This window comes from Natranaeroarchaeum sulfidigenes (assembly GCF_017094485.1).
Taxonomy (GTDB): domain Archaea; phylum Halobacteriota; class Halobacteria; order Halobacteriales; family Natronoarchaeaceae; genus Natranaeroarchaeum; species Natranaeroarchaeum sulfidigenes.
In genome coordinates, this window is the sequence record NZ_CP064786.1 from 2,484,538 (window position 1) to 2,509,784 (window position 25,247).

The window sequence follows — 25,247 nt, forward strand, 5'->3', positions numbered from 1 at the left end:
GCTATATCACGCTCCGAGGGCTGCCCAGAGCAGGAAGCCACCCTCGTAGGGTGGCACCAGGTGGAGCATAAACGCGGCGATCAGAAAGCCGATGAAACCGACGACGAGAATGCCAGCACCGGCGATCTTGGCGACCTGTGAGAACTCGTTCCACGACGGCGTGCTGGCCATTTTGAGGACCCGCACGTACGACGTGAGATCTAGAGGGACGTCCATGTGTATAGGGCTTCTAACAGAGGGGCCTTTTTCTATCTTTCTACCCGTGGATGACGTATTTCGGGATCGAGAGGTCAGTTATCGGGAGCTTTGCGATCCACATGGGCGGCCCCCTGATGGGATCGACTCGGCGACCGTATCCGCGTGCAATCGACACCCGATGCAAACCCGCCGTGCTGTCGCTCATCGGTGCAGATTCACACGGACTGACGTAAACGTAGCGAGAGCGGGCCTATTCGACGAAGTCGATATCCTCGACGCCGTCGGCGGGCTGGCCCTGTGGTTCGGGCGCTCGGCCCTGTGGTTCGGGCTGGGACTCGTCCTCGTCGCTGCCGCCGTAGATCTGTGGGGAGTCGACGCCGGTGACGACGATCATCGTTCGCATCATGCCTTCGAGTTCCTCGTCGACGGAGGTGCCCCAGATGATCCGCGCGTCGGGATCGATCCGGTCGTAGATCTCCTCGACGACACCTTCGGCTTCCTCGATGGACATGTCGGAGCCGCCGGTAACGTTGACGAGCGCGGAGTTCGCGCCCGAAATATCGACGTCGAGCAGGGGCGAGCGAAGCGCCGTCTTGACCGAGTCCTGGGCCTTGGCGTCCGAATCGGACTCCCCGAGCCCGATCATGGCGACGCCGCCCCGTTCCATCACGGTCCGGACGTCGGCGAAGTCCAGGTTGACCAGGCCGGGTTTCGTGATCAGTTCGGTGATTCCCTTGACCGATCGCATCAACACCTCGTCGCTAACCTTGAACGCCTGTCGGACGGGGAGTTTGCCAACGGAGTCGAGCAGCCGGTCGTTCGGGACGACGATGACGGTGTCGGCGACGTCGCGGAGCCGTTCGAGACCGGCTTCAGCGTTGGTGCGCCGGACCTCGCCCTCGGCAGTGAACGGCGTCGTGACGATGGCGATGGTCAGCGCCCCGCTCTCGCGGGCGGCCTTGGCGACGACCGGAGCGCTGCCCGTGCCGGTACCCCCACCGAGGCCAGCAGTGACGAAGACCATATCCGAGCCGTCGACGGCGTCGTAGATCTCCTCTTGACTCTCGATGGCAGCCTCCTCGCCGACCTGCGGGAGCGAACCAGCGCCGCGGCCCTGGGTCTTCTGTTCGCCCATCAGGATCTTCGTGTCGGCCTCGATCTCCACGAGGTGCTGGACGTCGGTGTTGGCGGCGACCAGTTTCGCACCGTGGATCCCCTCCTCGAACATCCGATCGACGGTGTTACCGCCCGCGCCACCACAGCCGACCACCGTGATGTTCGTTTGCAGGTCCTGCAGGACATCTTCGAGTTCGTCGTCGGTCATCGTTCCCGATGGGTTCACACTGTGCTGGTCCGGTGGCCCCTCCTCCCCCTCCTCGGCCTCGTCGATGGCATCGTCAACGATTGAGTCCATTTGACCAGTGTTACTAAGTGGAGGTTAATTATCTTTCCCCTCGTGCGTCAGACGCTCGTCAGACGCTCGTCCCGTCCTCGAAGACCGGTAGGCAAAGCCCCCTCGGGATGATACGACTGGTTGAATCGCTGGAATGACGGCCATCCAACCGCTGGTGTCCTAACTGGACTACACAGACCAACACTGAACGGACAACCGTGACGCTCGTCGGTATCGGTGGGTTACGGAATATTCGAGGCGACACCCTTGCGTTTTACCACGGGGAGGTGGTCACGGGCTGTAGAGGTCGACGAACGGATCGACGGTCTCCCGGGTTCCCGAAACTACAACTGTCCGACCGTCCTGCTCGGTGGATACGTCGGTGTGAGACGCGAACCGTTCCTCGCCATCTCCCTCGCCACCGGCCCACGCCTCGACATCGTCGAGCGTGACCGCATCCTCGTCCTCGAAGACGATGACATAGCGCTCGTCGATCGGGTCGCCGTCGAGGGCGACGTCATAGCCATAGGCGACCTGCCCCTCGAATGCCGGGAAGTCGAGGTCGGTTTGAGAGATCGGATCGGACGTTTCGCCGAGGCTTCGCGCACCGCTACCGACGTGATCGAGGAGTTCGGACATCTCCTCGCTCTCGTCAGTGTACCGCGCAGTATCACCGGTCTGTGTGTCTGCGAGCGCTTCGATATCGTCGTCGGGATACTCGTCTTCGACCCACAGCAGGACATCCTCGCTCAGACCGACCGCGATGTCGACCGGCTGGCCCTGTAGCTCGTTCAGGTATATGTCGAATCCGCCGTGGCTACCGACGCGCTCGAAGCCGACATCCTCGACCAGTCCGTCACCGATGGCGTCCGGTGCATGATCGCCGTACAGCACCTGCTGGGCGTTGTTGTCGACTGTGAGGTACTCGCCGAACGTGTCGATCTCCCGCCCGCTCAGGGAGGGAAGCGGACGCGGTTGCGAGCCCTCGCCGTTTACGCCTGCTTCGATCTCCTCGTAGTCGTCTTCGGACAGCGGTCCCTCGCCGAGCGTGTCTTCGAGCGCCAGAAACGCCTCGTAGGAGAAATACTCGAACGGATAGTGGTCCTCGCCGGTGACTGTACCGGGCGCGGAGAGCCACGATGAGAGTTCAAAATCCGCTACTTCGATCGGGTCATCATCGTCATTTTCGTCGTCACTTCCGAGACAGCCTGCCAGCCCTGCGACCGCGCCAGTCGTGGAGAGCACGCCCACGGCCTGCAGTACGTCGCGCCGCGTGGAGATATCGGACCGCCGGGTAGATTGATCGGACATCTGGATATCCGGATCACATTCTCCGAGTTGGTAAATAACTGTTGGCAACCGGCCAGTACCATCCCAGCTTTCGTATGGGTTTTCACCGTCGAGACGGTACAGATGGGTATGACTGACCCCGCGACGCTCGATGTGACCCTCGTCGACGGCTACGTCGACGAGCCCGCTCACTTCGGGGTTCCGCCATACATCTCGACGTATCCGCGCTACACGGCCGGAGCGCTGGTCGACGCCGGTGTCCCGCGAGAACAGATCACCTATCACACGATCGACGAACTCCGCGATGACAGATCGAAGTGGGCGGACGTGGCAAACGCCGACCTGTTCTGTTACATCGGCGGGATCACGGTCCCCGGCAAGTACGTCGGCGGTACTCCGGCCGAACCCGACGAAGTGAAAGAACTCGCCTGGACGGCGAAGGGCACCACGCTGATGGGCGGACCGGTGAAGTTCGGCGTCGGCGACGGCAACGAGGGGGGAATCGAGACCGAGCGCGACGATCTGGACTACGATTTCGTTGCGAAAGGCGACATCGAGGCCGCGGCCTACGACCTCGTCGACAGCGGCCTTGAGGGCTTCGGCAACCGGATGCGCTCGAACGAGGAGATCGATCAGTGGGCTGCCGACGGTACCTTCATCGTCGAACAGCATCCGAACCACCCCGACTATCTCATCTGCGAAATGGAGACCTCGCGGGGCTGTCCGTACCGCTGTTCGTTTTGTACCGAGCCGCTGTATGGCGACCCCGACTTCCGTCCCCCACCGTCGGTCGTCACCGAGGTCGACCTGCTCGCCGACCACGGCGTGAAACACTTCCGGCTCGGACGGCAGGCCGACATCCTCGCGTACGGCGGCGACGGCGAGAAGCCCAATCCCGACGCCCTGCGCCAGCTCTACGGCGGCATCCGCGAGGTCGCACCCGATCTGGAGACACTGCATCTCGACAATATGAATCCGATCACGGTGGTACAGTGGCCGGAGCTGGCCCGCGAGGGGATCCGGATCATCGCCGAGCACAACACCCCCGGTGACACCGCTGCGTTCGGCCTCGAATCCGCCGATCCGAACGTGATGAGCGACAACAACCTGAACGTCACCGCCGACGAGTGCCTCGAAGCGGTGCGGATCGTCAACGAGGAGGGCGGCTGGCGGCCCGGCCAGGAGCCAGACGGGGCAGAGAAACCGTACGGTCCCGCGACCGGCCCGGACGTCCCGAATCGGCTCCCGAAACTCCTGCCCGGAATCAACCTCGTCCACGGCCTCAAGGGCGAGCGCGAGGAGACGTTCGCACACAACAAACGTTTCCTCCAGCGCGTCTACGACGAGGGGCTGATGCTCCGCCGAGTCAACATCCGACAGGTGATGGCCTTCGCCGGAACCGACATGTCCGAGACCGGTGCGGAGATCGCCCGCGACCACAAAAAACAGTTCAAACAGTACAAACGCGAGGTCCGCGAGGAGATCGACAATCCGATGCTCCAGCGGCTCGCCCCGCCCGGAACGCGGCTGCCTGACGTCCATCTTGAGTACCACCAGGACGGGAAGACGTTCGGCAGACAGCTCGGGACCTACCCGCTGCTGGTCGGCATTCCGGGCGAACTCGAACTCGGGCGGACGCTCGATGTCGCCATCGTCGATCACGGCTACCGTTCGGTGACGGGGGTTCCCTACCCGCTCGACGTCAATGCGGCGTCGATGGACGAGCTCACAGCCATTCCCGGGATCGGAAAACAGCGAGCGGGCGACATCGTCGTCAATCGCCCCTACGAGAGTCCTGGGGAGATCGAAGCGGATGTCGATCTGAGGGAGTTTACGCGGGCTGGGCGGCCGGAAGGTGCCGATTGATAGCTGCTGGGTGGGTTGGACTGTCCCGACTGGAGGGCTGGATTGATCCGCTCGTGTTGCGGCGAATATAGCCGCCAGAAACACTGATGTACTGATTCAGCACGTCTTTTCGCCGACACTACTATTACGGACGCCTGCAACGGTTGTGATGGAGGTATTTGACCTTGGAGATATCTGATAAACTGCTGTGTCTGTTCAGTGCTGAGGTGCGAGCGGAGGAGGACAACTACGTGGTCGAGATCCCGCGACGCGAAGTCGAAACCGGCGAGATCGAAGCCGGAAACACCTACCGTGTTGCGCTCATCGAGCGCGAGATTGATGCCGAAACGGGGAGCGAATCGAGCGGCAAAGCGGGGACGCCGCCGGAACCACAGCCACCGGTCGAGATCAACGAGACACGTTACGTCGAGATCGAGGATATCGGCAAACAGGGCGACGGTATCGCCCGCGTCGAGCGGGGTTACGTGATCATCGTCCCGGACGCCGAGGTCGGCGAGCGAGTGAAAGTCGAGATTACCGAAGTGAAATCGAACTTCGCGGTCGGCGAGATCGTCGAAGAAAGCTTCTAGCGGATCTTCTCGCCGTCTCGGTTTTTTGGACCTTCCGAGTCGTAGACGACGATGCCGTCCCGATCGGTTGGGGCGTAGTTGTCCCGGACGCCGATCGCCTCTTCCAGCTCGCGGATCGCCCGTTCTTTGAGTGACCCGGCGAGCGCTTCGGCGTCCTCACGACTGATCGCCCGCCCGAGCCCCTCACACTCGTGGGCACGGACCATTCCTTCCTCGTCGACCGGTTCGCCCATCGGCTGGCTTGTCCCACCCAGCGCAACACTGAACGGGTAGGTTGCACAGATCAACGGCCGGTCTTCGTGGACTGTACAGGCCCCAGTTCCGTCATCCGCTTCTGTATAAAACTGGCAGTCTCCGCAGTCGTCAGTCCCGAGTGCCCACTCGAACGTCTCGCCCTCGGGACCGTCCTCGCCCTCCTCGATGCCGTAGGGCATCGGCCGCGCAACGTCCCGCCAGTCGTACTCATCGTCCTGTAACTCCCGGACTTCATCGGGAAACACCGTCGCCGTATGCGGGTCCTCCTCGTCGGCCTTGCAGCAGGCACCACAGCGTGTGCACTCGAATCCGATGGTCTCGATGGCGTCAGCTAGCCCGTCGACGTCGAGCATCCTCGCACGCTCCAGCTCGGCTTCGAGGCTCTCCATACGGTGTCGAGCGTGCGGGCGGACAAAAGACCCGCGTTCCCGACGCCGAAGCGCCGCTCAGCGCGGGCGAGCAGCGCCGTTCGACCAGACGACTCGATCCTCGACCGCCAGCTTGTCCAGATGGGCGATCACCGTCTTTTGGGCGAGACCACGGACGCCGTCGAGCGACTTTTCGTATACCTGCTCGACGATCTCTTCGGGTGTGGATGCACCTTTCTGGACCGCCCGCTCGATGCGACGCTCGCGATCGATGCGGTGGGCGATGAGCCGTGACAGCGTCTCGTCCGGCTCCTCGATGACGGGGCCGTGTCCTGGATAGAGCCGGTCGGGATTACGTGCCAGCAGTCGCCGGAGCGCGGTGAGATAGCCCCGCATATCGCCGTCCTCTCCGCCGACGAACACGCTCCCATCGGCGACCGCGAGATCACCGACCAGCATCTCGGAGCCTCCGAGAACGTCGAGAGCGAGATGATCCGGGGCGTGGCCGGGCGTTGCGATCGCTCGAAGCGTGTGAGTCCCCGCATCGATGAGCCTCCCGTCGCGAACCGTTTCTTCGGGGGCGATCCCCGTGGCGCGCTCGAAACGGTGTTCATACCCGGCCCGTGCGAGGACGGTCAGATCGTACTCGACGGCGTAGTCGGCGACAGCGCCGACGTGGTCGGGATGTGTGTGCGTAACAAGGAGTTTGGAGGGTGTGCAGTTCTCGACGGCTTCGTCGAGCGCGTCAGTTCGACGGGCTGGGTCGACGAGGATGCCATCGTCGTCGCCGACGACGTACGCGTTCGTCGATCCAGTCGGTACGTGGGCGTCGAGGTCGATCGGGACACGCCGAACGTGGCTCATTCACGGAATATTCGGCGAGGGGGGAGAAAAACGAACCGCTCAGTTGTGCAGGAAGTAGACCTGTTTGCGCGCGTCACGGAAGCTGTACCGGGAGCCGATCAGATCGACCTCTTCGAGTCGGTTGAGCGCGTAGCGGACGGTGCGATCCGGGAGCAGCGACTCTTCTGCAAGCTGGCCCTGCGAGAGCGGTGCATCGGTTTCGAGTACTTTCGCGATCAGTTTCGCGCTCGGGGGGAGTTCGCGGAGGCGCTCGCGGTACTCCGCATCCGAGAGAGGTTCTTCGATGCTGTCCGAGCGTTCACCCGTGATCGTGCTCATACAGAACCAGCGGCTGTCGGAGATGGTAAAACTTGTCTATATTGGGGTCAAAATAAATGGAATAATATTAAGAGTATATATGCCATGCCCAACTTCCACGGTCTTTCGCAATATTTGCGTGGAGTCACGGGCAGCACCGACCCTGCGGAGCCGAACCACCGATCCGTTTCCAGTATCGTTTTATCCCCAGGACAGATACTCCCGGTAAGCGTGAAAGGGCAGGAGTGGTACCAGGCGACTGACATCGCCCAGGAATACGACGACAAGCGGTTCTCCCAGGGCGGCCGTCTCATCGACCGACGGGAGAAAGAAGCCGTGCTCGATGCGATCGGGCCCGTCGAGGACAAGAAGATCCTCGAAATAGCTTGCGGTACCGGCCGGTTCACCGCCATGCTGGCCGAGCGCGGAGCGGATATCGTCGGTCTGGACATCTCGGCGGAGATGCTCGGCGAAGCCCGGACGAAAGCCGACGCCGCCGGGGTTGGTGAGACGATCGAGTTCATGCGTGGCGACGCTGGACGGCTTCCGTTCGAGGACGATGAGTTCGACGCCGTCATCGCGATGCGGTTTTTCCACCTCGCCGATACCCCCGCGGAGTATCTCGCGGAGATCAAGCGCGTCTCGAACGGCGACGTAATGTTCGATACCTTCAAAAACACCAGTACGCGCAGCATCTACAACTGGGCGCTCCCGATGGGCTCACGACTGTATTCTCGCTCCGAGGTCCACTCCTTGATCAAGGGTGCTGGGCTGGAGCTAGTCGGAGACTCTCACGACTTCGTCCTTCCCTACGGGTTCTATCGATCGCTGCCGAACTCGCTCGCGAACGTGTTCCGTCGTGTCGATACGACGATCGGAAAGAGCCCGATCGGCGATTCGATCGCGTCGGTCTCGTACTGGCACGCCAGCGTTTGAGTCTCCACACGTACTTTCGGGATATTTATAGCTCTGGCAGGGAAACCGGGAAATATGGACCTCTCGGTAGTAGTTCCTACGCTAAACAACCGGGAGGAGCTGCGGTGCTGTCTCGACGCACTTGCGGAGCACGCCGGAGAGATAGAGCTGATCGTCGTCAACGGCCCGTCCTCTGACGGGACGACCGGAATGGTACGGGATCGTGACGATGTCGACGTTCTCGTCGAGGTATCAGAACGGAACGAATCGGTTGCCAGAAACGCCGGAATCGAAACGGCAACTGGTGAGGGGATCGCGATCGTCGACAGCACGTACGCGGTCGAGCCGTCCTGGTACGACGCGGTGGTGTCCGCGCTTGACGCCGGTGCCGACGTCGTCACCGGGCCGACACATCGGAGCCTCCGTGCCGGAGTGACGACCGAAACGGAGACAACGGAGACGGTCGCTGGACGGAGGGTGACGTTTTTCAACGGCGATAACGTGGCGTTCACAGCCGACACCCTTCGCGCGCTTGACGGCTTCGACGAGTATCTCGCGAGCGATGGCGAACGCGACGCATCCCACCGTCTCGCCGGGATGAGCTATTCGATTATGTGGAACGGAGAGATGAGCGTCAGGGGGGAGTACGAGGCCGACGGGGGCGAGCTGGGTCGGGAGATCGGTTACAGCTACCGGTCACGGGCCTATCGACTCGTAAAGAATTACGGGATCCGACCGCAGACGGCGGGTAGAACGCTCTGGCGTGCGTTACGCGATTCGATCGACGCTGCGGGTGACGTCACGCGTGGCGACCTCCAGCCAACAGTCTGGTTACGGACTGGCCGCGACGTGACCGGCGGGCTAGTCGCCGGCGTCTACGCCGGTCTTCGGGCGCGTCGTGCCGACCGGTCGTATCGCCGGAACCCGAACGGGATTTCGAGCCGGCACGACCGCGCAGTGCAGCGATACGACCGTCGGTGAGCTGCCGGCCCACTGGCACTCGATCACTCGTGGTCGGAGGCCAGCGCGTCGATTACCCGCGAGGGGTTGGTATCGAATACCCGATGGAGTTTGTCCTCGGAGACATCGAGCGTAAGAATTTCCATTACGGCGACGTTCGGATGGGTCTCTGGGCCGCCGCTCCCGAACAGGATACGGTCGGGATATTCGAGCAAGGCTCGTTCGAGTTGATCTCGATACCGGACGTAGCTCGTGTCCAGATAGTAGTCGTCGTACTCGTCGAGGAGATCGATCCCACGATCCATCGCGTCCTGGTTGAGGGGATGACCGCCGAAATGAGCGAGGATAACGGGGAAGGAGTGATCGAGGAGTTCGTCGGCGATCGTTTCAGGAGGAACCCGCTCGTCGCCATGAACGAGCACCGGCAACCCGACGTCGTCGAGCACCGCGAGCACCTCCCCGTCCGGAATCCCGTCACTGACGGGGTCGAGTTTGAACCCGTGAAACCGGTCGTCGTAGGCGTACTGTTCGATATCCTCGGGCGTCGTATGGTATTCCTCACGGGAGGTAGTCAGGTTTCGGAGCTGTGACGTCGCGCCACGGCCGGGGTCGCGCGTCCCGTTGATCCGGGCGAACGCGACGAACGGTCGGTCGACGCTCAGGCGGGCGACCGCGTTGTTCGCGCGAAGATAATCGGTGTTCGATCGCTGCCCCGGAAAGACCACCGACCGGACGACACCCGCCTGGTGCATCTCGCGTTCTAGCGTATCCGGTGTGATCGACCGACCCGTGCTCGATCCGGGATCCGCGTTGAGCCGGACGTGGACATCGACGACGCGAAACCGGTGTTCCAGCTCCAGCATACGCGGTCCTTTCGCGCCGCTCCTGTTTTAGCTGTCGGTTCTGGCGGGGACGGGACACGACCGTTTCAGCAAGATTTATATAGAATTGCAAGGTACATATCAATCGTAGATCACCATGGCAAACGCAAACCGTCAGCGACGCATGGGTGGACAGCCACTGTTTATTCTGAGTGAGGACTCCGAACGGACGTCGGGGAAGGACGCCCAGCAGTCCAACATCACCGCAGGTAAGGCGATTAGTGAAGCCGTACGCACCACACTGGGCCCCCGCGGGATGGACAAGATGCTGGTGTCGGACTCCGGGGACGTCGTCATCACGAATGACGGCGCAACGATCCTCAATGAGATGGACATCGAGCATCCCGCCGCGGAGATGATCGTCGACGTCGCCCAGACACAGGAAGACGAGATCGGCGACGGGACGACGACCGCGGCGATCATCGCCGGACAGCTACTCGCACAGGCCGAGAGCCTCTTCGAGGATGACGTCCACGCGACGACCGTCGTGGAAGGGTATCACGAGGCTGCAGCACTCGCCCATGAGGCCATCGACGAGATGACGCTCGATGACGAGGTCGACGAGGGGCTCCTGCGATCGGTCGCCGAATCCAGTATGACCGGCAAGGGCACGGGCGGCGTCACCGCCGACTCGCTCGCCGAAACCGTCGTCGAGGCGGTCTCTCAGGTCAGCGGTGAGGAGGGCGTCGAACGGGACAACATCACCCTGCAGACCCAGGTCGGCGGCTCCTCCGGCGAGACCGAACTCATCCAGGGGATCGCTCTGGACGAGGAGCCGGTCCACGACGGGATGCCCGACGCAGTTGAAGACGCCGACATCGGCCTCCTCGATGTCGAACTCGGCGTCAAGACTGGCGATGTCGACGCCGAGTACAGCATCGACAGTATCGACCAGCTCAACGCCGCAATGGACGCCGAGGAGTCCGAGCTGAAAGAGACCGCAGAAGCGATCGTCGACTCCGGCGTCGACGTTCTGTTTAACAGCGAGGATATCGACGATCGCGTCGCCTCAATGCTCGCAAACGAGGGGGTTCTCGCCTTCGATAGCCTTTCGAGCAGCGATATCCGCGGTATCGCCAGCGCCACGGGCGCGCGTCGCGTCGGTGCGCTCGAAGACTTCGAGAGCGAGGAGTTCGGCCACGCCGAATCGATCCGGACCGAACACTTCGCGGAGGATTCCCTGGTGTTCATCGAGGGGGGTGCGGCCGCCGAGTCGGTAACCGTGCTCGTCCGTGGCGGCACCGAACACGTCGTAAACGAGCTCGAACGCGCCATCCGCGACGCGCTCGACGTCGTCTCCTCGGCCGCCGACACCGGCAACGTCGTCCCCGGTGCTGGCGCGACCGAGATCGCCATGGCAGCACACATCCGCGCCGAGGCCGCAGGCGTCTCCGGGCGCAAACAGCTCGCCGTCGAGGCCTTTGCCGACGCGCTCGACACCGTCCCGCGCACCCTCGCCGAGAACGGCGGCCTCGACGCCATCGACTCGCTGGTCGAACTCCGTGGCGAACACGACGACTCCGGTCGAGCGGGCCTGATCATCGACGGCCAGTTCCGCGAGATCGGCGACCCCGTCGAGCACGGCGTCGTCGACCCCGCTGCCGTCAAACACGAGGCCATCGAGAGCGCCACCGAGGCTGCGACGATGATCGCACGAATCGACGACGTGATCGCCGCTGAGTGATCGGTTGAGAGTTCATCTCGAAACCGCAGTCAGCGGCGAGTAGCTGCCGAGTGATCGGTTGAGAGTTCATCTCGAAACCGCAGTCAGCGGCGAGTAGCTGCCGAGTGAGCGGCGGAGCGTTTCATTTTTTGACGGACGGATGGAGCAGCCATGGACGGATCAGCTCGAACTGCCGGAGGGAAGGTAGAAATTGTAGAATGTGTACAAATTGTAGTCCCGAATGTGAGCCGATAGCCTGACACCCGTTCCGTTGCTCCCGACTGTGCCGGGCAGAGCACCCGTACCAACGAAACCACCCGTTCTAATCGGCGAGAAGATAATATTTTCCCACTAGTGTGTCGAATATAGTAGCACCCATGGTCAAATTCGCCATCGTTCTGATCGCACTTGGCACGGCCGCGCTCGCCGCCAGCAGCGCCGTCCTGCCGTCGGTCGTGTATGGCGGACCATTGAGCGACGCGTACCTGCTGCCGCTGATCGCGGTCGTGTTGTACTTCCTTGCCGGGGCAGTGCTACTCAGGTCCGCGCTGGCGAGTGTGTACAGTCAACCGGTGTGATTCGTCCTGTTGGCACGGGACCATACCCGGAGTGCAAAGCCATTTGTTTGTTCCCACCATAGTGGGATCTATGAGTACGGACCGACGTATCGATCGAAAGGGTCGAGTGACAATCCCGAAAGAAATCCGTGATCGTCTCGATATCGACCCTGGAGAACCAGTCCGGATTGAGCTCCAAGGAGGAGACATTGTGATCCGTAGAGAGGTTGACCGGAGCGAGGCAGCCGACGCGCTGGAAGGGTGCATCAACGAGGAGACTCGTCGTTCGGATGCCGAGGAGATTACGCCGGACGATCTCAAACGAGACTGGACATCGGATCTCTGATGTACTGTCTCGACGCCAATATCTGGGTGTACTATCTCGATGCGGACCTGCAGGAACACCAGTTTGTCCGGTCCGAGGTTGCTGACCTGCTCCGATCGGAGGCGTTGTTCACGACGACAGTCATCCAGATGGAGGTGATTCACTACCTGAGCAATCAGGTAGCCAACAGCGAGTCGACGGTCGCTCGGTTTCTGAATCTCGAAGGCACCGCGGTAGCACCACTTACCACGGATGATGTCCGTCGAGCGAACGAGATTCTGAACGCTCACCAGAACACTGGACTGGGCGGGCGTGACGCGACTATTCTCGCTGCCGCCGAACGAAGGGACGTGACGGAGCTCTGGACTCACGACACCGACATGAAGCGAGTTGCGGACGATTCGTTAGATATCGGGGTCCACGACCCGGTCGAGGAATCGTGATACCTTCAGCAGAGACACGCTCACTCCAATCGCCTGTCCATCTTGTGCCGCCGCGTCTCGTACCCACGTGATTCGTAGACCTTCCTCGCGGTCTCGTTGTCCGCGTTCACCGAGAGCGTGACGTACTCGTAATCGCGTTCATCAGCCCATCTCTCAGCACAGTTGATCAGCTCTCCCGCGATTCCTCCTCCCCTGCGGTCCAGCACTACGTACACTTCGCTAATGTTCGCTTCCGCGCCGCGCGCGAACACCTCCGGCGTCTCTTTATCCTTGACATGGACGAACCCCACGACCTCATCGTCGCAGTCCGCAACAAATATCGCATGGTCGTCGTCCGCGTACTGCTCACGTCGGTACGCAACGGCATCCGAACGGGCCTCGTCGGACAGTTCGTGGTATCGAGCGACGAGCTCGTTGTACGAGTCCAGTTCCGCCATCTCCCTGGCGAAGGATGCCAGAGGTCTTCGACGAGTTCTGGAACGTCGTCTTCGTGGAGGCGTCGAACAGCCATACTAGGACGTCGAACCGATCCAGAATAGGTGTTGTCCTGTGCCGATCGGAACGAGTTGATATATCCAGCTGATATTAGTAAGTCATAACACTTCAGAATCGCGTGTACACGAGTGATGAGTTTCAGCGACGAACTACTCGAGGACGGCCAGCACATCTGGAAAGCACAGAAAGACCACCCGTTCGTGACCGAACTCGCGGACGGGACACTCGACCCGGCGGCGTTCCAGACGTGGGTGTGCCAGGACTACCGGTACCTGCTCGATTACGCACGGACCTTCGCCATCGCGGGCGCGAAGGCTCGCGATGAAGAGACCATGACGAACCTGCTCGGCGTGGCCCACACGACACTGGACTACGAGATGGATCTGCACCGGGAGTTCGCCGCCGACTACGGGCTCTCAGTCGAGGACCTGGAGGCGACGACCAAAGCGCCGACCTGCGTGGCCTACACCAACTTTCTCGTCCGGACCGCCCACGAGGGTTCGCTCGCCGAGATCGCGGCCGCGATCTACCCCTGCGGGCAGGGCTACCTCGACATCGCCGAGCACATGGCCGAGCTGGCCGACGAGGAACACCGCTACACACCATTCATCGAGAAGTACACCAGCGAGGAGTTCGTTGAGGCCGTCGACTGGATGCGCGAACTCGTGGATCGATGTGGCGAGCGCTACCCCGGTGAGCACGACGCCATGCGCGAGGCGTTCCTGACGAGCGCACGACTCGAGCACCAGTTCTGGGAGATGGCCTACACGCAGGAAGACTGGGAGCTATGAGTTCTGCAGAGTCAGAAGACGCTCTGGCGTCCTACGAAACGTTCGCCGAGCAGGTCGCGGAGCCCCGTTTTACCGACTGGTTACGCAGGCGTAGCGAACCGACGTGGACCGAGGCGGTCGAGCATCGGTTCACACAGGAGCTGATCGACGGGACCCTCGACGACGACGTGATGGCCCGGTATCTGGTGCAGGACTACGCGTTCGTGAACACGCTGGTCGGCACGTTCGCTCGGGCTGTCGAGGGCGCCCCGACGATGGCAGAGAAGCGACGCCTCATCGAGTTTCTCGACGCGATTACGAGCGACGAAAACGACTATTTCCAGCGATCGTTCGACGCGCTGGACGTGCCCGAGAGCGAGCGGACCGATCCCGAGCTTGCCCCCGCGACGGCCGCGTTCGAGGACCTGCTCGTGCGAGCGGGCGAGGAGGGAGGGTACGCCGAAACGCTCGCAGTGCTCGTCCCCGCCGAATGGATCTATCTGGAGTGGGCAAGCGGCGTCGACAACCCACCGGAGCAGTTCTACTTCGCGGAGTGGATCGACCTGCACGCCGTTCCGTCGTTTGTGTCCTTCGTCGACTGGCTCCGTGCGGAGCTCGATCGGGTCGGTCCGACGCTCTCGCCGAGACGACAGCAGCGGGTTGCCGAGCTGTTCGGGCGAGCTGTCCAGCTGGAAGCGGCCTTCTTTGACGCCGCCTACGAGCGGTCGCCACCGTCGCTACGAGTCGATAACGAGTGATGCGCGGAGTTACAACCCGATCCGGACGTCGTCCCCTGCCGCGAGCCCGAACGCCTCCGCACCGCGCCCCTGATTGACGTCGAGTTCGACGTTGCCGTGACTCCCTACTGTTGCGAGCCACTGACCGATCGGGACCGACGCGAACGTCTCCCCGACGGGGACCGTCTGCCCGTTCACCACTACCTCCCCACAGCCCTCGATAGCGTAGCCCGGAACGTTTGTGATGACGTTGCCGAAGCCGTCGACGACGAGCACTTCTCCGATGATCTCATCGTCGTAGATCTCGGGCTCGGGAATTGACAGATCGACGTACTCTTCGACGGGGGACACCCTGTCGAGTGCGTCGATCGGCTCGTCAGCTTGCCACCGCTCGTGGACAGCCGCGGCAGCAGGAGCGAAGACGTCCCGGCCGTGAAACGTCGAACTTTCGGCGTCGCTGTCATCGATCTCGAAGCACTGCACCGGGTCGTCATCGGCAAGCGCGCGTGCGGCCGGGAGCACCACGCCGTTGTCCGGGGCGACGAGGACGTGCTCGCCCGCCTCGACGGCCACGGCCGCCCGATCGGTTCCGACGCCGGGATCGATCACAGCGAGATGGACCGCGGGCGGAAAGTACGGCAGGATTTCGCGGAGCCAGAACGCGGCCGCGCGGACGTCCTGCCGGGGAAAATCGTGGCTCACGTCGACGAGCCGGGCGTCGCTCTGCTGGAGAATGACGCCTTTCATCGCCGCCGGATAGGGCGAGCCGAAATCGGAGGCGAGCGTGATCATCTAGATGCCGTCGGTCTCGCTGACGCGCTGGATCCGTTCGATGCCCCCGATCTCGTCGACGACCTCGGCGACGGCATCGGGAACCAGTGGTTGCCAGTTCTCGCCTTTGATCATCCGTTCGCGGACCTCCGTCCCTTCGAGGACTTCGCGATTGAACATCGGCGACTGGCGGACCTCGACGCCCGCCTCCTCGAATAGCTGGATCACGAGCGGGTTGTTCGAGTAGGCGATATCGAAGTCGGGACTCATACTTCGGACATGGCTCACCCAGACCGAGTTCCGTTCGAGGTCCTCGATTGGGACGGCGTAGGTAACCAGATCGAGGTCGACGAGCGATTTCGTGATCATCATGATCCGCTCGCCCGCAGTAAAGGGGTCGTGTTTCGAGTGAGAGGCGTCAGCGCTCCCGATGCCGAGCACGAGTTCGTCGATGTCGTTGTCTTCGACGATCCGCTCGACCATGTTCAGGTGCCCGTTGTGAAACGGCTGGAACCGGCCGATGTAGCATCCGCGCTTCATACCGGCAGTTGATCGCAATCCGGGTTAAGCGTGGTTGTTCTCGGGCGAGCGAGCTACCGACGCCGCCATCGGAGCTCATCAGTGCGTGGTGGTAACGGGAACGTAACCACGGAGCTGAGAGCCGTACTGCGATTTTTCCGACGCTAGAGATCGGCGGGAGGGAGAAAGTATATCAGTGGAGGTCCCCTGAAATCAGGTAACAGAACGATTCTATGAGTAACGACAGGGATACCGACGAAGCGCCCCGGAGTGAGGGGGATAGCGATCCGCCCGTGGAGTCCCCGGTGTCCGAGGAGAGTTCCCGCACAGACTCGACTGACGACGCGGGGAGAGCAGGCACTGTCGACGAAACGTCGGCGGAAGACGAGCGAAAGGCCGGATCGGATGACAACACAACCACGCCCGAGGAGTCCGATGATGGAGCCGAATCCGACGAGGTTCTCGATCCGGAAACCCACCCCAAGAGCGAAGACGGCGAGCGCGTCGACAGGTCGGATATCGACGACGACTACGGTCTCGACGACGACCTGGGAAGCGAGGTAGAGGCTGACATACACGACGACTTCGACGAGGACGACCTGCTCGGCGGCCTCGATATCGACTCGACTGCCGACATGTCGATTCCGGACCAGATGGTCGATCAGGTGATCGGCCAGGACGAGGCCCGTGACATCGTCAAGAAGGCTGCCAAACAGCGCCGCCACGTCATGATGATCGGCTCGCCGGGGACCGGCAAGTCGATGCTGGCCAAAGCGATGAGCCACCTCCTGCCGAAAGAGGACCTCCAGGACGTCCTCGTTTATCACAACCCAGATGACGGTAACGAGCCGAAAGTCCGAACGGTTCCGGCGGGGAAAGGCGAGCAGATCATCGACGCCCACAAGGAGGAAGCCCGCAAGCGCAACCAGCTTCGGACGTTCCTGATGTTGATCATCGTCGTGATCATCCTCGGCTACACGATTATCTCGAATGCCTCCATCCTGCTCGGGATCATCGCCGCCATCGCCGTCTACATCCTGTTCCGTTACACTCAACGGGGCAGCGATGCGGTCATCCCGAACATGATCGTCAACGCCACCGATCAGACGACCGCGCCGTTCGAGGACGCGACCGGTGCTCACGCCGGTGCACTGCTCGGTGACGTCCGCCACGACCCGTTCCAGTCCGGTGGAATGGAGACGCCGAGTCACGACCGCGTCGAGCCCGGCGCGATCCACAAGGCCAACAAGGGCGTGCTGTTCGTCGACGAGATCAACACGCTCGACGTTCGCACTCAGCAGAAACTGATGACGGCGATCCAGGAGGGCGAGTTCTCGATCACCGGCCAGTCCGAGCGCTCCTCGGGTGCGATGGTCCAGACCGAGCCCGTCCCCTGTGACTTCATCATGATCGCGGCAGGGAACCGCGACGCACTGGAGAACATGCACCCCGCGCTGCGCTCCCGTATCAAGGGCTACGGGTACGAGGTGTTCATGGACGACACCATCGATGACACCCCCGAGATGCGCCGCAAGTACGTGCGCTTCATCGCACAGGAGGTCGAAAACGACGGTCGATTGCCCCACTTCACGCCGGAAGCCGCCCGCGAAGTGATGCTCGAAGCGAAACGTCGCTCCGGCCGGAAGGGTCACCTAACGCTTCACTTCCGGAATCTGGGTGGGCTCGTGCGGGTCGCAGGCGACATCGCCCGCGCCGAGGACAAGGAGTTCACCGAGCGCGAGGACGTCCTGCAGGCGAAACGCCGCTCGCGATCCATCGAACAGCAGCTCGCGGACAACTACATCGAGCGCCGCAAGGACTACGAGCTCACCGTCGCGGACGGCGACGTGGTTGGCCGCGTGAACGGGCTTGCCGTCATGGGCGAGGACTCCGGGATCATGCTCCCCGTTATGGCCGAGGTCGCCCCCGCACAGGGTGGCGGGCAGGTGATCGCCACCGGGAAGCTCCAGGAGATGGCCGAGGAGTCCGTCCAGAACGTCTCGGCGATCATCAAGAAGTTCTCCGACGTGGACCTCTCCGAAAAGGACGTCCACATCCAGTTCGTGCAGGCGGGCCAGCAGGGCGTCGACGGCGACTCGGCGTCGATCACGGTCGCGACAGCGGTGATCTCCGCGCTCGAAGACATGCCGGTCCGGCAGGATCTGGCGATGACCGGCTCGCTCTCGGTCCGGGGCGACGTGCTCCCGGTCGGCGGCGTCACACACAAGATCGAGGCCGCCGCCAAGTCCGGCATCAACACGGTCATCATCCCCAAGGCGAACGAACAGGACGTGATGATCGAAGACGAGTACGCCGAACAGATAGAGGTTATTCCGGTGAGCCACATCAGCGAGGTGCTCGACATCGCGCTAACCGGCGAGACCGAGAAGGACAGCCTCGTCGACCGCCTCAAATCGATTACGGGCAACGCGCTCGATCGACAGGTCGGTACTGGTAGCCCGAGCCCGCAGTAACGGTCGTTTTTTGACCGTACTTTCATGTCGTCCAGTGGATAGTCCTCGACCCCGACAGCGAGGTGCCCGCGATCGGGCTCGCCGCCGCGCTGTGATTGCGGGACGGCGTTGTCTCGTGGCGGTGCCCTTTTGTCGGTTCGGCGAACTCCTCATACTGTGACACAGTGGGTCATCTTCGCGGCGGTTACCCTGCTCGTGACCGCGCTCGTTCTCGTCTTTGCCCGACAGACCGCGGCTCTCGCAGCGGAAAGCGACGTGTCGGCTGATGGTCCGGAAGTCGACGGGCCGGATGCGGACCCGGATACCGAGTTTCCCGAGGAGACACCGGAATCAGAGCTGCTGGATGACGCTCTGGACACTGCCAGCCCTGGTGAGATCCCGGCCACCGACACCGGGGGGAAACCGACCCCCTCACGCCAGTCGCTGGATCTGTCGGAGCTCTCGAAGCGCGAACTGTTCGCCAACGTCGCGCTGACACAGGGCGTCTTTGGGGGGGTGCTCGTCGCCGCGGCGTGGTGGACCGGCGTCCCGGCATCGGCGCTGGGTATCGAGTGGACCGCCGCCAGTGTCGGGCTCGAAGCGGTCGCATTCGGAGCGGGCGTCGGCGTGGCGCTGTACGTCGCCAACGCCGCGGCGGCGATCGGCCTCGAACGCATCGGCGTCGGCTTCGACGAGTTGCTCCGGGAACTGCTGGCGCCGGATAGCGCCCGTGAATGGGCCGTGCTACTGTTGTTCGTCCTGCCGACCGTCGCACTCTTCGAGGAACTGCTCTTTCGGGCGGCGCTGATCGGGGCACTCTCGACCGGGTTCGGTGTCTCGCCGTGGCTTCTCGCAGTGCTCTCCTCGGTAGCCTTCGGGCTCGGTCACGGTCTGCAGGGGCCGGGTGGCATCCTCGTGACGGGTGTACTCGGCTTCGTTCTCGCCGCGGTCTTTATTCTGACCGGCAGCCTGCTGGTGGTCGTCGTCGCCCACTACGTGATCAACGCTGCGGAGTTCGTCGTTCACGAGGGACTGGGGATCGATCCACGAGAAACCCTCGGATCTAAGTGAGGTGTGAGTCTGTGTTGGGTATGACCGATATCGAGAATGTTCCACGATGGGTGTATCTCGCACTGATCGGGAGCGTCCTCTCGTACGCCGGTATCGTCCTCTACGCGCTCGTCTCGGGCGATCCGATCGCTGAGCTCACTGCCGACGTGTTGTTCGGGCTCATCGCGCTCGCCGTGGGCGCAGGGCTGTACTGGGTCGCCGAGAGTCGAACCGATCCACTCCGGGCCGCGGGCGCAAGCTTCGTCACGGGCGGGCTGGCACAGTTCCTCGCGATCATGGCCGAGGACCCCCTGATCGATCTGCTCGCCACGCTGGCAGTGCTTTCCGGTGTCGGGTTGTACGTTTACGCGACGCGGTACGCGAATTAGAGCCCCTCGATCGCTCGTAACTGCTCGACCACGTCCGGCGGCGTCGCACCCGGCCCATCGCTGATACGATGATCCGGGATGAAAATCGGTGCCGGGTTCTCCCGCAGTGCGGTCCGAGCTGTTTCGAGATCTCCATCGTCCTCGTGTGAGAGCCCGGAGGTCATCCGGGTTAGCGCGTCAATACCGATCGCTTTTCCGAAGGGAACGTCCCGTACGGATTCGAGGACCCGTCGCTGGTCAGTTGGCACCGTGAGTGCGACCTGCACGTCGTCGAAGTAATCCTCCCGGCGGGCCGCGAGGTACGCATCGAGTCGATCCAGCAGTGGGTGGTCGGTCCTCGCCTCGGCGTTCGGCGTTTCCGGAAACGTCACGCGGAGCACCTTGCTACTTGCGACGCCGATCTGAACGTGGCGGTCGATCGGTGCGAACTCCCGTGCGTAGATCCCGGCATCCTCGATCATGTATGCGCATCCGTTCGTCAGGACCTTGAAGATTCGCCGGACTGGTGCGCAAGCCTTATGTACATATCCGTCCGTTAATGTACGATAATGAACGCTGACGAGGGAGTCGCTCCCGCCGTCCGATCGATCCTCGACGCGGCCCGATCCAGAGCCGATCCGGATGGGGGGCACGTCGACGTCGATCCACAGTCGCTGAATGCGGCGCTTTCGGCCGCCGGGGCGGACGGGCGAGTACCGGTGATCGCCGAAGTGAAACCGACCAGTCCGACGACGAAGGGGACTCGCGAGGACGACCCTGTCGAACTGGCACAGGCGATGGTTGATGGTGGGGCCGCGGCGCTATCGGTGCTAACCGAGCCCGATCACTTCGGCGGGAGTCCCGAGTACCTCGAACGTGTGCGAGACGCCGTCGATGTTCCGGTCCTCCGAAAGGACTTCATTCTGCGCGAACCCCAGTTAGACGCGGCCGAGGCCGATGTCGTCCTGTTGATCGTCCGCTTCGTCGACGATCTGGAAGGACTGCTCGCGGCGGCCCGGGAACGTGGCTTCCAGGTGCTCGTCGAGGCCCACACCGAGGCGGAGGTACGAGAAGCGGTAGCGGCGGGAGCCGAGTTCGTGGGCGTAAACAACCGCGATCTGGCGAAACTCGATGTCGATCTCGGTACGTTCGAGCGAGTCGCCGACGCGACAGCCGATGTCACCGAGGACATCACGTTGATCGCCGAAAGTGGCGTGTCGACGCCCGGAGACGTCCGGCGGATGCGGGCGGCGGGCGCGGACGCCCTGTTGATCGGCAGCGCGATTATGAACTACGAGGAAGGGGAAGATCCGGCGGCGACCGTACGGGAGAACACCGAACGACTCACAACGGCGGAGTCCCGAGACGCGGACGACGCTGAGTCGACCGGCGGGGACGCAACACCAGAAAAAAACCTATGAGCACGACGAAATTCGGAGAGTATGGCGGACAGTACGTGCCGGAGGTGCTGATGCCGGCAATCGAAGAGCTAACCGACGCCTACGAACGATACGTCCTCGACAACGAGGACGGCTTCATGGACGAGTTCCGGGAGCGACTGGCCGACTTCGGCGGCCGACCGACGCCGATCCAGCGGGCCGATCGGCTCAGCGAGCGCTACGACGCCGAGGTGTATCTCAAGCGCGAGGACCTGCTCCACGGCGGCGCACACAAACTCAACAACGCGCTGGGACAGGTCCTGCTCGCCAGGTATATGGGCAAAGAGCGGATCGTCGCCGAGACCGGTGCAGGGCAACACGGCACCGCGACGGCGATGGCTGCGGCCCACCTCGATATGCCCTGTGAGATCTACATGGGCAAACGCGACATCCGTCGTCAGCGTCCCAATGTGTTCCGGATGCGACTGAACGGCGCGGAGGTAAATCCCGTGACAGTCGGACGAGGAACGCTCAAGGAGGCGATCAACGAGACCATGCGTGACTGGGCAACCAACGTCGAGGATACCCACTACGTGATCGGCTCGATCGTCGGACCCCACCCGTTCCCGCGGATGGTCCGGGACTTCCACTCGGTGATCGGCGAGGAGATCCGGGACGGGGTTCAGAAGAAAACGGGAGGGCTTCCGGACAGTCTCGTGGCCTGTGCGGGCGGCGGCTCGAACACGATGGGCACGTTCCACGATCTCGTGCCCGACGAGGAGGTCTCCCTGTTCGCCGTCGAGGCGGGCGGCGACGAGCTCGTCGTCGACGACGAGGAAGGTGTTGCACCTCATTCTGCCTCGCTGTCGACCGGAAGTGAGGGGGTACTGCACGGCGCGCGCACGAAACTACTGCAGGACGCCGACGGGCAGATCGTCGAGTCCCACAGCGTCTCCTCGGGGCTGGACTACGCCGGGGTCGGCCCCGAGCTCTCCCACCTTGTCGACGAGGGGCGGGTAACGCCGGTGAACGTCGACGACACCGCCGCACTGGAAGCGTTCCACCGTCTCTCGCGGACCGAGGGGATCATCCCGGCGCTGGAGTCGGCGCATGCCCTCGCGTTCCTCGAAGACGAACTCGGTCCGGACGCCGACGGCGAGCACGATCTGGGCGAAGTGATCGTCGTGAACGTCTCCGGTCGTGGCGACAAGGATCTGGAAGCGGTGATCGAGGAGACCGAAAAGCGTGATCTCGACGCCGCCCCCTCGATGGAGGTCATGTATGAGTGACGACGTGAGGACTGCGGTCTCAGGCGACGAACCGGCGCTGATTCCTTACATCACGGCGGGCGACCCCTCACTTGCGGCCACCGCGGAGTACGTCGAGGCGCTGGCGGCGGGCGGCGCGGACGTGATCGAACTCGGGATGCCGTTCTCCGAACCGATCGCCGACGGGCCGACGATCCAGGACGCTATTCAACGCTCGCTCGAAGCGGGGACCACGCCCGAACGGTACTTCGAGCTCGTCGAATCGCTCGACGTCGACGTACCGATCGTCTGCATGACGTACTACAACCTGCTCTATCAGTACGGAGAGAGCGGTCCGGACGAGAGCGACTACGAGCGACTCCGCCGGTTCGTTGCGCGCGCCGCCGAGGCGGGCGTCTCGGGACTGATCATCCCCGATCTCCCCGTCGACGAGAGTGACCCGCTCCGGCGGGCCTGTGACGAGTACGGCGTCGATCTGATCTTCATCGTCGCACCGACGACGACCGACGAGCGCCTGGCGAAGATGCGCGAGCAGGTGTCGGGCTTCGTCTACGTTCAGGCTCGACTCGGAACCACCGGCGCGCAGGCCGACGTCAGCGACGCGACCCACGAGAGCCTCACACGACTCGCCGAGTGGGAGGTACCGAAAGCGGTCGGATTCGGCGTGAGCGAAGGCCAGCACGCTACCGAAATCGTCGAGGCCGGCGCGGCGGGCGTCGTCGCCGGGAGCGTCTTCGTCGACATCATCGCGGGGGGCGACGACGTGGCCAACCGACTCGAAGCGAAAGCGAGAGAACTCAAGCAGGGCGCCCTCGACGGTGCGACAACCGATACCCCGAAAGCAGGCAAGTGACCCCACGGAATCGCAACACCCATAACCAGCCATTGCCACAGATTCTCATACTATGAATACAGGAACTCTCGCACGACTAGGGCGGATCGGGACAGATGGGAACTACCTCATCGTTCCCATGGACCACGGGATCACGATCGGTGCGGTATCGGGACTCAAGGACATCGAATCGACGATCGACGGGATCACGAGCGGGGGCGCAGACGCCGTACTCACCCAGAAGGGACTCGCTGACCGCGTTCACGCACACAAAAACGGTGCGGGCTACATCATCCATCTCAACGCATCGACCTCGATCGGTCCCGACTCGAACGACAAACGCCGGACAGGAACGGTCGAGGAAGCCGTCCGGGCCGGTGCCGATGCAGTCTCCTATCATATCAACGTCGGCAGCAAGTACGAACGAGAGCAGCTCGCCGATCTGGCGACAGTGACTGACGAGGCCGACCGCCTCGGGATGCCCGTGCTCGCGATGGCGTACGCCCGCGGCGCGCATCTCGACGGCGAGGACCCCGAGCACAACGCCGAGTATCTGGGCCACGCCGCCCGGCTGGCCGAGGAAGCAGGTGCAGATGTCGTCAAGACCGCCTACAGCGGCGACGCCGAGAGCTTCGAGCACGTCACGAGTTCGACCAGTCTCCCGGTCGTCATCGCCGGTGGAAGCCCCGGTACCGACCGGGGGACCGTGGAGATGGTTCGCGGCGCGATGGACGCCGGCGCGGACGGCGTCTCGATGGGCCGCTCGATCTTCCAGCACGACGATCCGGAAGCCATCACCACCGCAGTCAGTGCCGTTATCCACGACGATGCGACCGTCGAGTCCGCCCTCGAACGCGCTGGTCTCGCCGTCGAAGCCTAACGTTTTTTTGTCGTCGCCGCCGCGCTCTTCGCCATGGATACCATCGACCGAGTGCACGTGGTCCCCCTCGGCAACGAGTTCGACCGGATCGTCGAACCGGTAACCCGTCTCAGAGCCGACATCGTCTACCTCCTCGAAGACCCAGACCCACACGTCGATGAGAGAACGTATCACGACGAGATCGAAGCGGAACTGACAGAGGCCGGGATCGAGGTGCGAGAGCGGAGCTGTGACCTTGCGGATGTCTACGACGTGCTCGGAGCGGTGACGACGATCGCCGCCCGACACGAGGGTGACTCCGTGCGCGTAAACGTCTCCGGCGCGGGCACCCTCGCGGCCGTCGGCGCGACGATCGCCTGCATGGACGTCTCGACCGACGCCACACCGTACTACGTCGAACCCGAGGGATACGCCCACGATGCCGCCGAGACGCCGATCAGCCACGGGATGGCTGGCCTGTCGGAACTGCCCTCCTACCCCGTCGACTCGCCCACCCCCGACCAGATCTCGCTGATGGCGTTCCTGCTGGACCAGGAAGGAACCACGAAACGACCGAAAAAGCGCGACCTCATCGAGTACGCCGAAGACGAGGAGCTATCGTTCATTACAGAGCGCGCACCGGCGAACGACAAGGCGAAGTTCAGACTGCTCGACTCGGTGATTTCGCCGCTCGAAGAGGATGGCTACGTCGAGGTGCGCTCGGTGGGGCGCCGACGCGTCGTCGAACTCACCGAGCAGGGTAGAAACGCCGTGCGGGCGTTCCGACACAAAATCGACGCGACTCCGGAGACGTAGTGGAGGCCGAAGCGGCTGGAGGGCCGAAGCGGCTGGAGGGCCGAACGTGGCAGCGGGAAGCTACTGCATCGGTGGGGACCACACGA

At 62.9% G+C, this 25,247-nt stretch carries 30 protein-coding genes; 18 read left to right on the plus strand and 12 right to left on the minus strand.

Annotation, left to right across the window (positions count from 1 at the left end):
• Window positions 1-6: 6 nt before the first annotated feature.
• The 4 genes from AArcS_RS12920 to AArcS_RS12935 form a co-directional block, all read right to left on the minus strand.
• A complete protein-coding gene (locus AArcS_RS12920; protein ID WP_238477832.1) occupies window positions 7-216 on the minus strand; it encodes a protein translocase SEC61 complex subunit gamma in 210 nt (69 codons plus the stop codon).
• A gap of 40 nt (window positions 217-256) precedes the next feature.
• Window positions 257-403, minus strand: coding sequence for a hypothetical protein (locus tag AArcS_RS12925; RefSeq protein ID WP_238477833.1), 147 nt, complete (start codon window positions 401-403; stop codon window positions 257-259).
• Between the two features lie 45 nt (window positions 404-448).
• The gene (gene ftsZ, locus AArcS_RS12930; protein ID WP_238477834.1) at window positions 449-1,612 is read right to left on the minus strand and encodes a cell division protein FtsZ; all 1,164 of its coding nucleotides are present in this window, start codon (window positions 1,610-1,612) and stop codon (window positions 449-451) included.
• 270 nt (window positions 1,613-1,882) lie between these two features.
• Window positions 1,883-2,902, minus strand: a complete 1,020-nt coding sequence (locus tag AArcS_RS12935) for a hypothetical protein (protein ID WP_238477835.1) — start codon at window positions 2,900-2,902, stop codon at window positions 1,883-1,885.
• 108 nt (window positions 2,903-3,010) lie between these two features.
• On the opposite strand from AArcS_RS12935, the gene AArcS_RS12940 reads away from it, so the two are divergent.
• Together AArcS_RS12940 and AArcS_RS12945 are read left to right on the plus strand one after the other, a co-directional pair.
• A complete protein-coding gene (locus tag AArcS_RS12940) occupies window positions 3,011-4,747 on the plus strand; it encodes a radical SAM protein (RefSeq protein WP_238477836.1) in 1,737 nt (578 codons plus the stop codon).
• 164 nt (window positions 4,748-4,911) lie between these two features.
• Window positions 4,912-5,316 carry a TRAM domain-containing protein gene (locus AArcS_RS12945; protein ID WP_238477837.1) on the plus strand — a complete coding sequence of 135 codons (405 nt, stop codon included), beginning with the start codon at window positions 4,912-4,914 and terminating at the stop codon, window positions 5,314-5,316.
• Here the strand turns inward: AArcS_RS12945 and AArcS_RS12950 are convergent.
• Genes AArcS_RS12950 through AArcS_RS12960 form a run of 3 tightly spaced genes read right to left on the minus strand, consistent with a single transcriptional unit; the run spans window position 5,313 to window position 7,121 of the window.
• Window positions 5,313-5,960 (minus strand): YkgJ family cysteine cluster protein, encoded by a 648-nt coding sequence (locus AArcS_RS12950; protein WP_238477838.1) that lies wholly within the window; start codon window positions 5,958-5,960, stop codon window positions 5,313-5,315. The two genes, AArcS_RS12945 and AArcS_RS12950, sit on opposite strands and share 4 nt — an antisense overlap.
• 57 nt (window positions 5,961-6,017) lie before the next feature.
• Window positions 6,018-6,803 (minus strand): MBL fold metallo-hydrolase, encoded by a 786-nt coding sequence (locus AArcS_RS12955; RefSeq protein WP_238477839.1) that lies wholly within the window; start codon window positions 6,801-6,803, stop codon window positions 6,018-6,020.
• A 39-nt stretch (window positions 6,804-6,842) separates the two neighbouring features.
• The gene (locus AArcS_RS12960; RefSeq protein WP_238477840.1) at window positions 6,843-7,121 is read right to left on the minus strand and encodes a MarR family transcriptional regulator; all 279 of its coding nucleotides are present in this window, start codon (window positions 7,119-7,121) and stop codon (window positions 6,843-6,845) included.
• A 210-nt stretch (window positions 7,122-7,331) separates the two neighbouring features.
• Here AArcS_RS12960 and AArcS_RS12965 point away from each other — a divergent pair, with 210 nt between their 5' ends.
• Window positions 7,332-8,036 carry a class I SAM-dependent methyltransferase gene (locus AArcS_RS12965; protein WP_238477841.1) on the plus strand — a complete coding sequence of 235 codons (705 nt, stop codon included), beginning with the start codon at window positions 7,332-7,334 and terminating at the stop codon, window positions 8,034-8,036.
• Window positions 8,037-8,090: 54 nt separating this feature from the next.
• Window positions 8,091-8,996, plus strand: a complete 906-nt coding sequence (locus AArcS_RS12970) for a glycosyltransferase family 2 protein (RefSeq protein ID WP_238477842.1) — start codon at window positions 8,091-8,093, stop codon at window positions 8,994-8,996.
• A gap of 23 nt (window positions 8,997-9,019) precedes the next feature.
• Here the strand turns inward: AArcS_RS12970 and AArcS_RS12975 are convergent, their stop codons facing one another.
• Window positions 9,020-9,838, minus strand: a complete 819-nt coding sequence (locus tag AArcS_RS12975; protein WP_238477843.1) for an amidohydrolase family protein — start codon at window positions 9,836-9,838, stop codon at window positions 9,020-9,022.
• A 142-nt stretch (window positions 9,839-9,980) separates the two neighbouring features.
• Between AArcS_RS12975 and thsA the strand changes: the two genes are divergently transcribed.
• The 4 genes from thsA (at window position 9,981) to AArcS_RS12995 (ending at window position 12,844) form a co-directional block, all read left to right on the plus strand.
• Complete coding sequence (thsA, locus tag AArcS_RS12980) at window positions 9,981-11,540, plus strand: thermosome subunit alpha (RefSeq protein WP_238480013.1); 1,560 nt, start codon at window positions 9,981-9,983, stop codon at window positions 11,538-11,540.
• Window positions 11,541-11,896: 356 nt separating this feature from the next.
• Entirely contained in the window at window positions 11,897-12,097 is a 201-nt protein-coding gene (locus AArcS_RS12985) for a hypothetical protein (protein ID WP_238477844.1), read from the plus strand.
• A 70-nt stretch (window positions 12,098-12,167) separates the two neighbouring features.
• Window positions 12,168-12,422, plus strand: coding sequence for an AbrB/MazE/SpoVT family DNA-binding domain-containing protein (locus AArcS_RS12990; protein WP_238477845.1), 255 nt, complete (start codon window positions 12,168-12,170; stop codon window positions 12,420-12,422).
• Entirely contained in the window at window positions 12,422-12,844 is a 423-nt protein-coding gene (locus AArcS_RS12995; protein WP_238477846.1) for a type II toxin-antitoxin system VapC family toxin, read from the plus strand. The genes AArcS_RS12990 and AArcS_RS12995 overlap by 1 nt, the downstream gene beginning before the upstream one ends.
• Window positions 12,845-12,864: 20 nt before the next feature.
• On the opposite strand, the gene AArcS_RS13000 is transcribed toward AArcS_RS12995, so the two are convergent.
• Complete coding sequence (locus AArcS_RS13000) at window positions 12,865-13,281, minus strand: GNAT family N-acetyltransferase (RefSeq protein ID WP_238477847.1); 417 nt, start codon at window positions 13,279-13,281, stop codon at window positions 12,865-12,867.
• Between the two features lie 189 nt (window positions 13,282-13,470).
• Here AArcS_RS13000 and tenA point away from each other — a divergent pair, with 189 nt between their 5' ends.
• Window positions 13,471-14,130, plus strand: a complete 660-nt coding sequence (gene tenA, locus AArcS_RS13005; protein ID WP_238477848.1) for a thiaminase II — start codon at window positions 13,471-13,473, stop codon at window positions 14,128-14,130.
• A complete protein-coding gene (locus tag AArcS_RS13010) occupies window positions 14,127-14,867 on the plus strand; it encodes a TenA family protein (RefSeq protein WP_238477849.1) in 741 nt (246 codons plus the stop codon). Before tenA ends, AArcS_RS13010 begins: the two co-directional genes overlap by 4 nt.
• 9 nt (window positions 14,868-14,876) lie before the next feature.
• Here the strand turns inward: AArcS_RS13010 and AArcS_RS13015 are convergent, their stop codons facing one another.
• Together AArcS_RS13015 and AArcS_RS13020 are read right to left on the minus strand one after the other, a co-directional pair.
• On the minus strand, window positions 14,877-15,638 hold the full coding sequence (locus tag AArcS_RS13015) for an SAM hydrolase/SAM-dependent halogenase family protein (protein WP_238477850.1): 762 nt from the start codon (window positions 15,636-15,638) through the stop codon (window positions 14,877-14,879).
• Complete coding sequence (locus AArcS_RS13020) at window positions 15,639-16,157, minus strand: nicotinamide-nucleotide adenylyltransferase (protein WP_238477851.1); 519 nt, start codon at window positions 16,155-16,157, stop codon at window positions 15,639-15,641.
• Window positions 16,158-16,369: 212 nt separating this feature from the next.
• On the opposite strand from AArcS_RS13020, the gene lonB reads away from it, so the two are divergent.
• The 3 genes from lonB to AArcS_RS13035 all read left to right on the plus strand — a co-directional run bounded on the left by lonB (window position 16,370) and on the right by AArcS_RS13035 (window position 20,028).
• Window positions 16,370-18,610, plus strand: a complete 2,241-nt coding sequence (lonB, locus tag AArcS_RS13025; protein ID WP_238477852.1) for an ATP-dependent protease LonB — start codon at window positions 16,370-16,372, stop codon at window positions 18,608-18,610.
• Window positions 18,611-18,766: 156 nt separating this feature from the next.
• Window positions 18,767-19,660, plus strand: coding sequence for a CPBP family intramembrane glutamic endopeptidase (locus tag AArcS_RS13030; RefSeq protein ID WP_238477853.1), 894 nt, complete (start codon window positions 18,767-18,769; stop codon window positions 19,658-19,660).
• Between the two features lie 20 nt (window positions 19,661-19,680).
• Window positions 19,681-20,028, plus strand: coding sequence for a hypothetical protein (locus AArcS_RS13035; protein WP_238477854.1), 348 nt, complete (start codon window positions 19,681-19,683; stop codon window positions 20,026-20,028).
• Here the strand turns inward: AArcS_RS13035 and AArcS_RS13040 are convergent.
• Complete coding sequence (locus AArcS_RS13040; protein WP_238477855.1) at window positions 20,025-20,489, minus strand: methylated-DNA--[protein]-cysteine S-methyltransferase; 465 nt, start codon at window positions 20,487-20,489, stop codon at window positions 20,025-20,027. The two genes, AArcS_RS13035 and AArcS_RS13040, sit on opposite strands and share 4 nt — an antisense overlap.
• 87 nt (window positions 20,490-20,576) lie before the next feature.
• On the opposite strand from AArcS_RS13040, the gene trpC reads away from it, so the two are divergent.
• The 5 genes from trpC to AArcS_RS13065 are packed head-to-tail and all read left to right on the plus strand — an operon-like array spanning window position 20,577 to window position 25,161.
• Window positions 20,577-21,428, plus strand: a complete 852-nt coding sequence (gene trpC, locus AArcS_RS13045) for an indole-3-glycerol phosphate synthase (protein WP_238477856.1) — start codon at window positions 20,577-20,579, stop codon at window positions 21,426-21,428.
• Window positions 21,425-22,675, plus strand: coding sequence for a tryptophan synthase subunit beta (trpB, locus tag AArcS_RS13050; protein WP_238477857.1), 1,251 nt, complete (start codon window positions 21,425-21,427; stop codon window positions 22,673-22,675). The genes trpC and trpB overlap by 4 nt, the downstream gene beginning before the upstream one ends.
• A complete protein-coding gene (gene trpA / locus AArcS_RS13055) occupies window positions 22,668-23,507 on the plus strand; it encodes a tryptophan synthase subunit alpha (protein WP_238477858.1) in 840 nt (279 codons plus the stop codon). Before trpB ends, trpA begins: the two co-directional genes overlap by 8 nt.
• 52 nt (window positions 23,508-23,559) lie before the next feature.
• Entirely contained in the window at window positions 23,560-24,366 is an 807-nt protein-coding gene (locus AArcS_RS13060) for a 2-amino-3,7-dideoxy-D-threo-hept-6-ulosonate synthase (RefSeq protein WP_238477859.1), read from the plus strand.
• A 33-nt stretch (window positions 24,367-24,399) separates the two neighbouring features.
• On the plus strand, window positions 24,400-25,161 hold the full coding sequence (locus AArcS_RS13065; RefSeq protein WP_238477860.1) for an HFX_2341 family transcriptional regulator domain-containing protein: 762 nt from the start codon (window positions 24,400-24,402) through the stop codon (window positions 25,159-25,161).
• Window positions 25,162-25,247 lie beyond the last annotated feature (86 nt).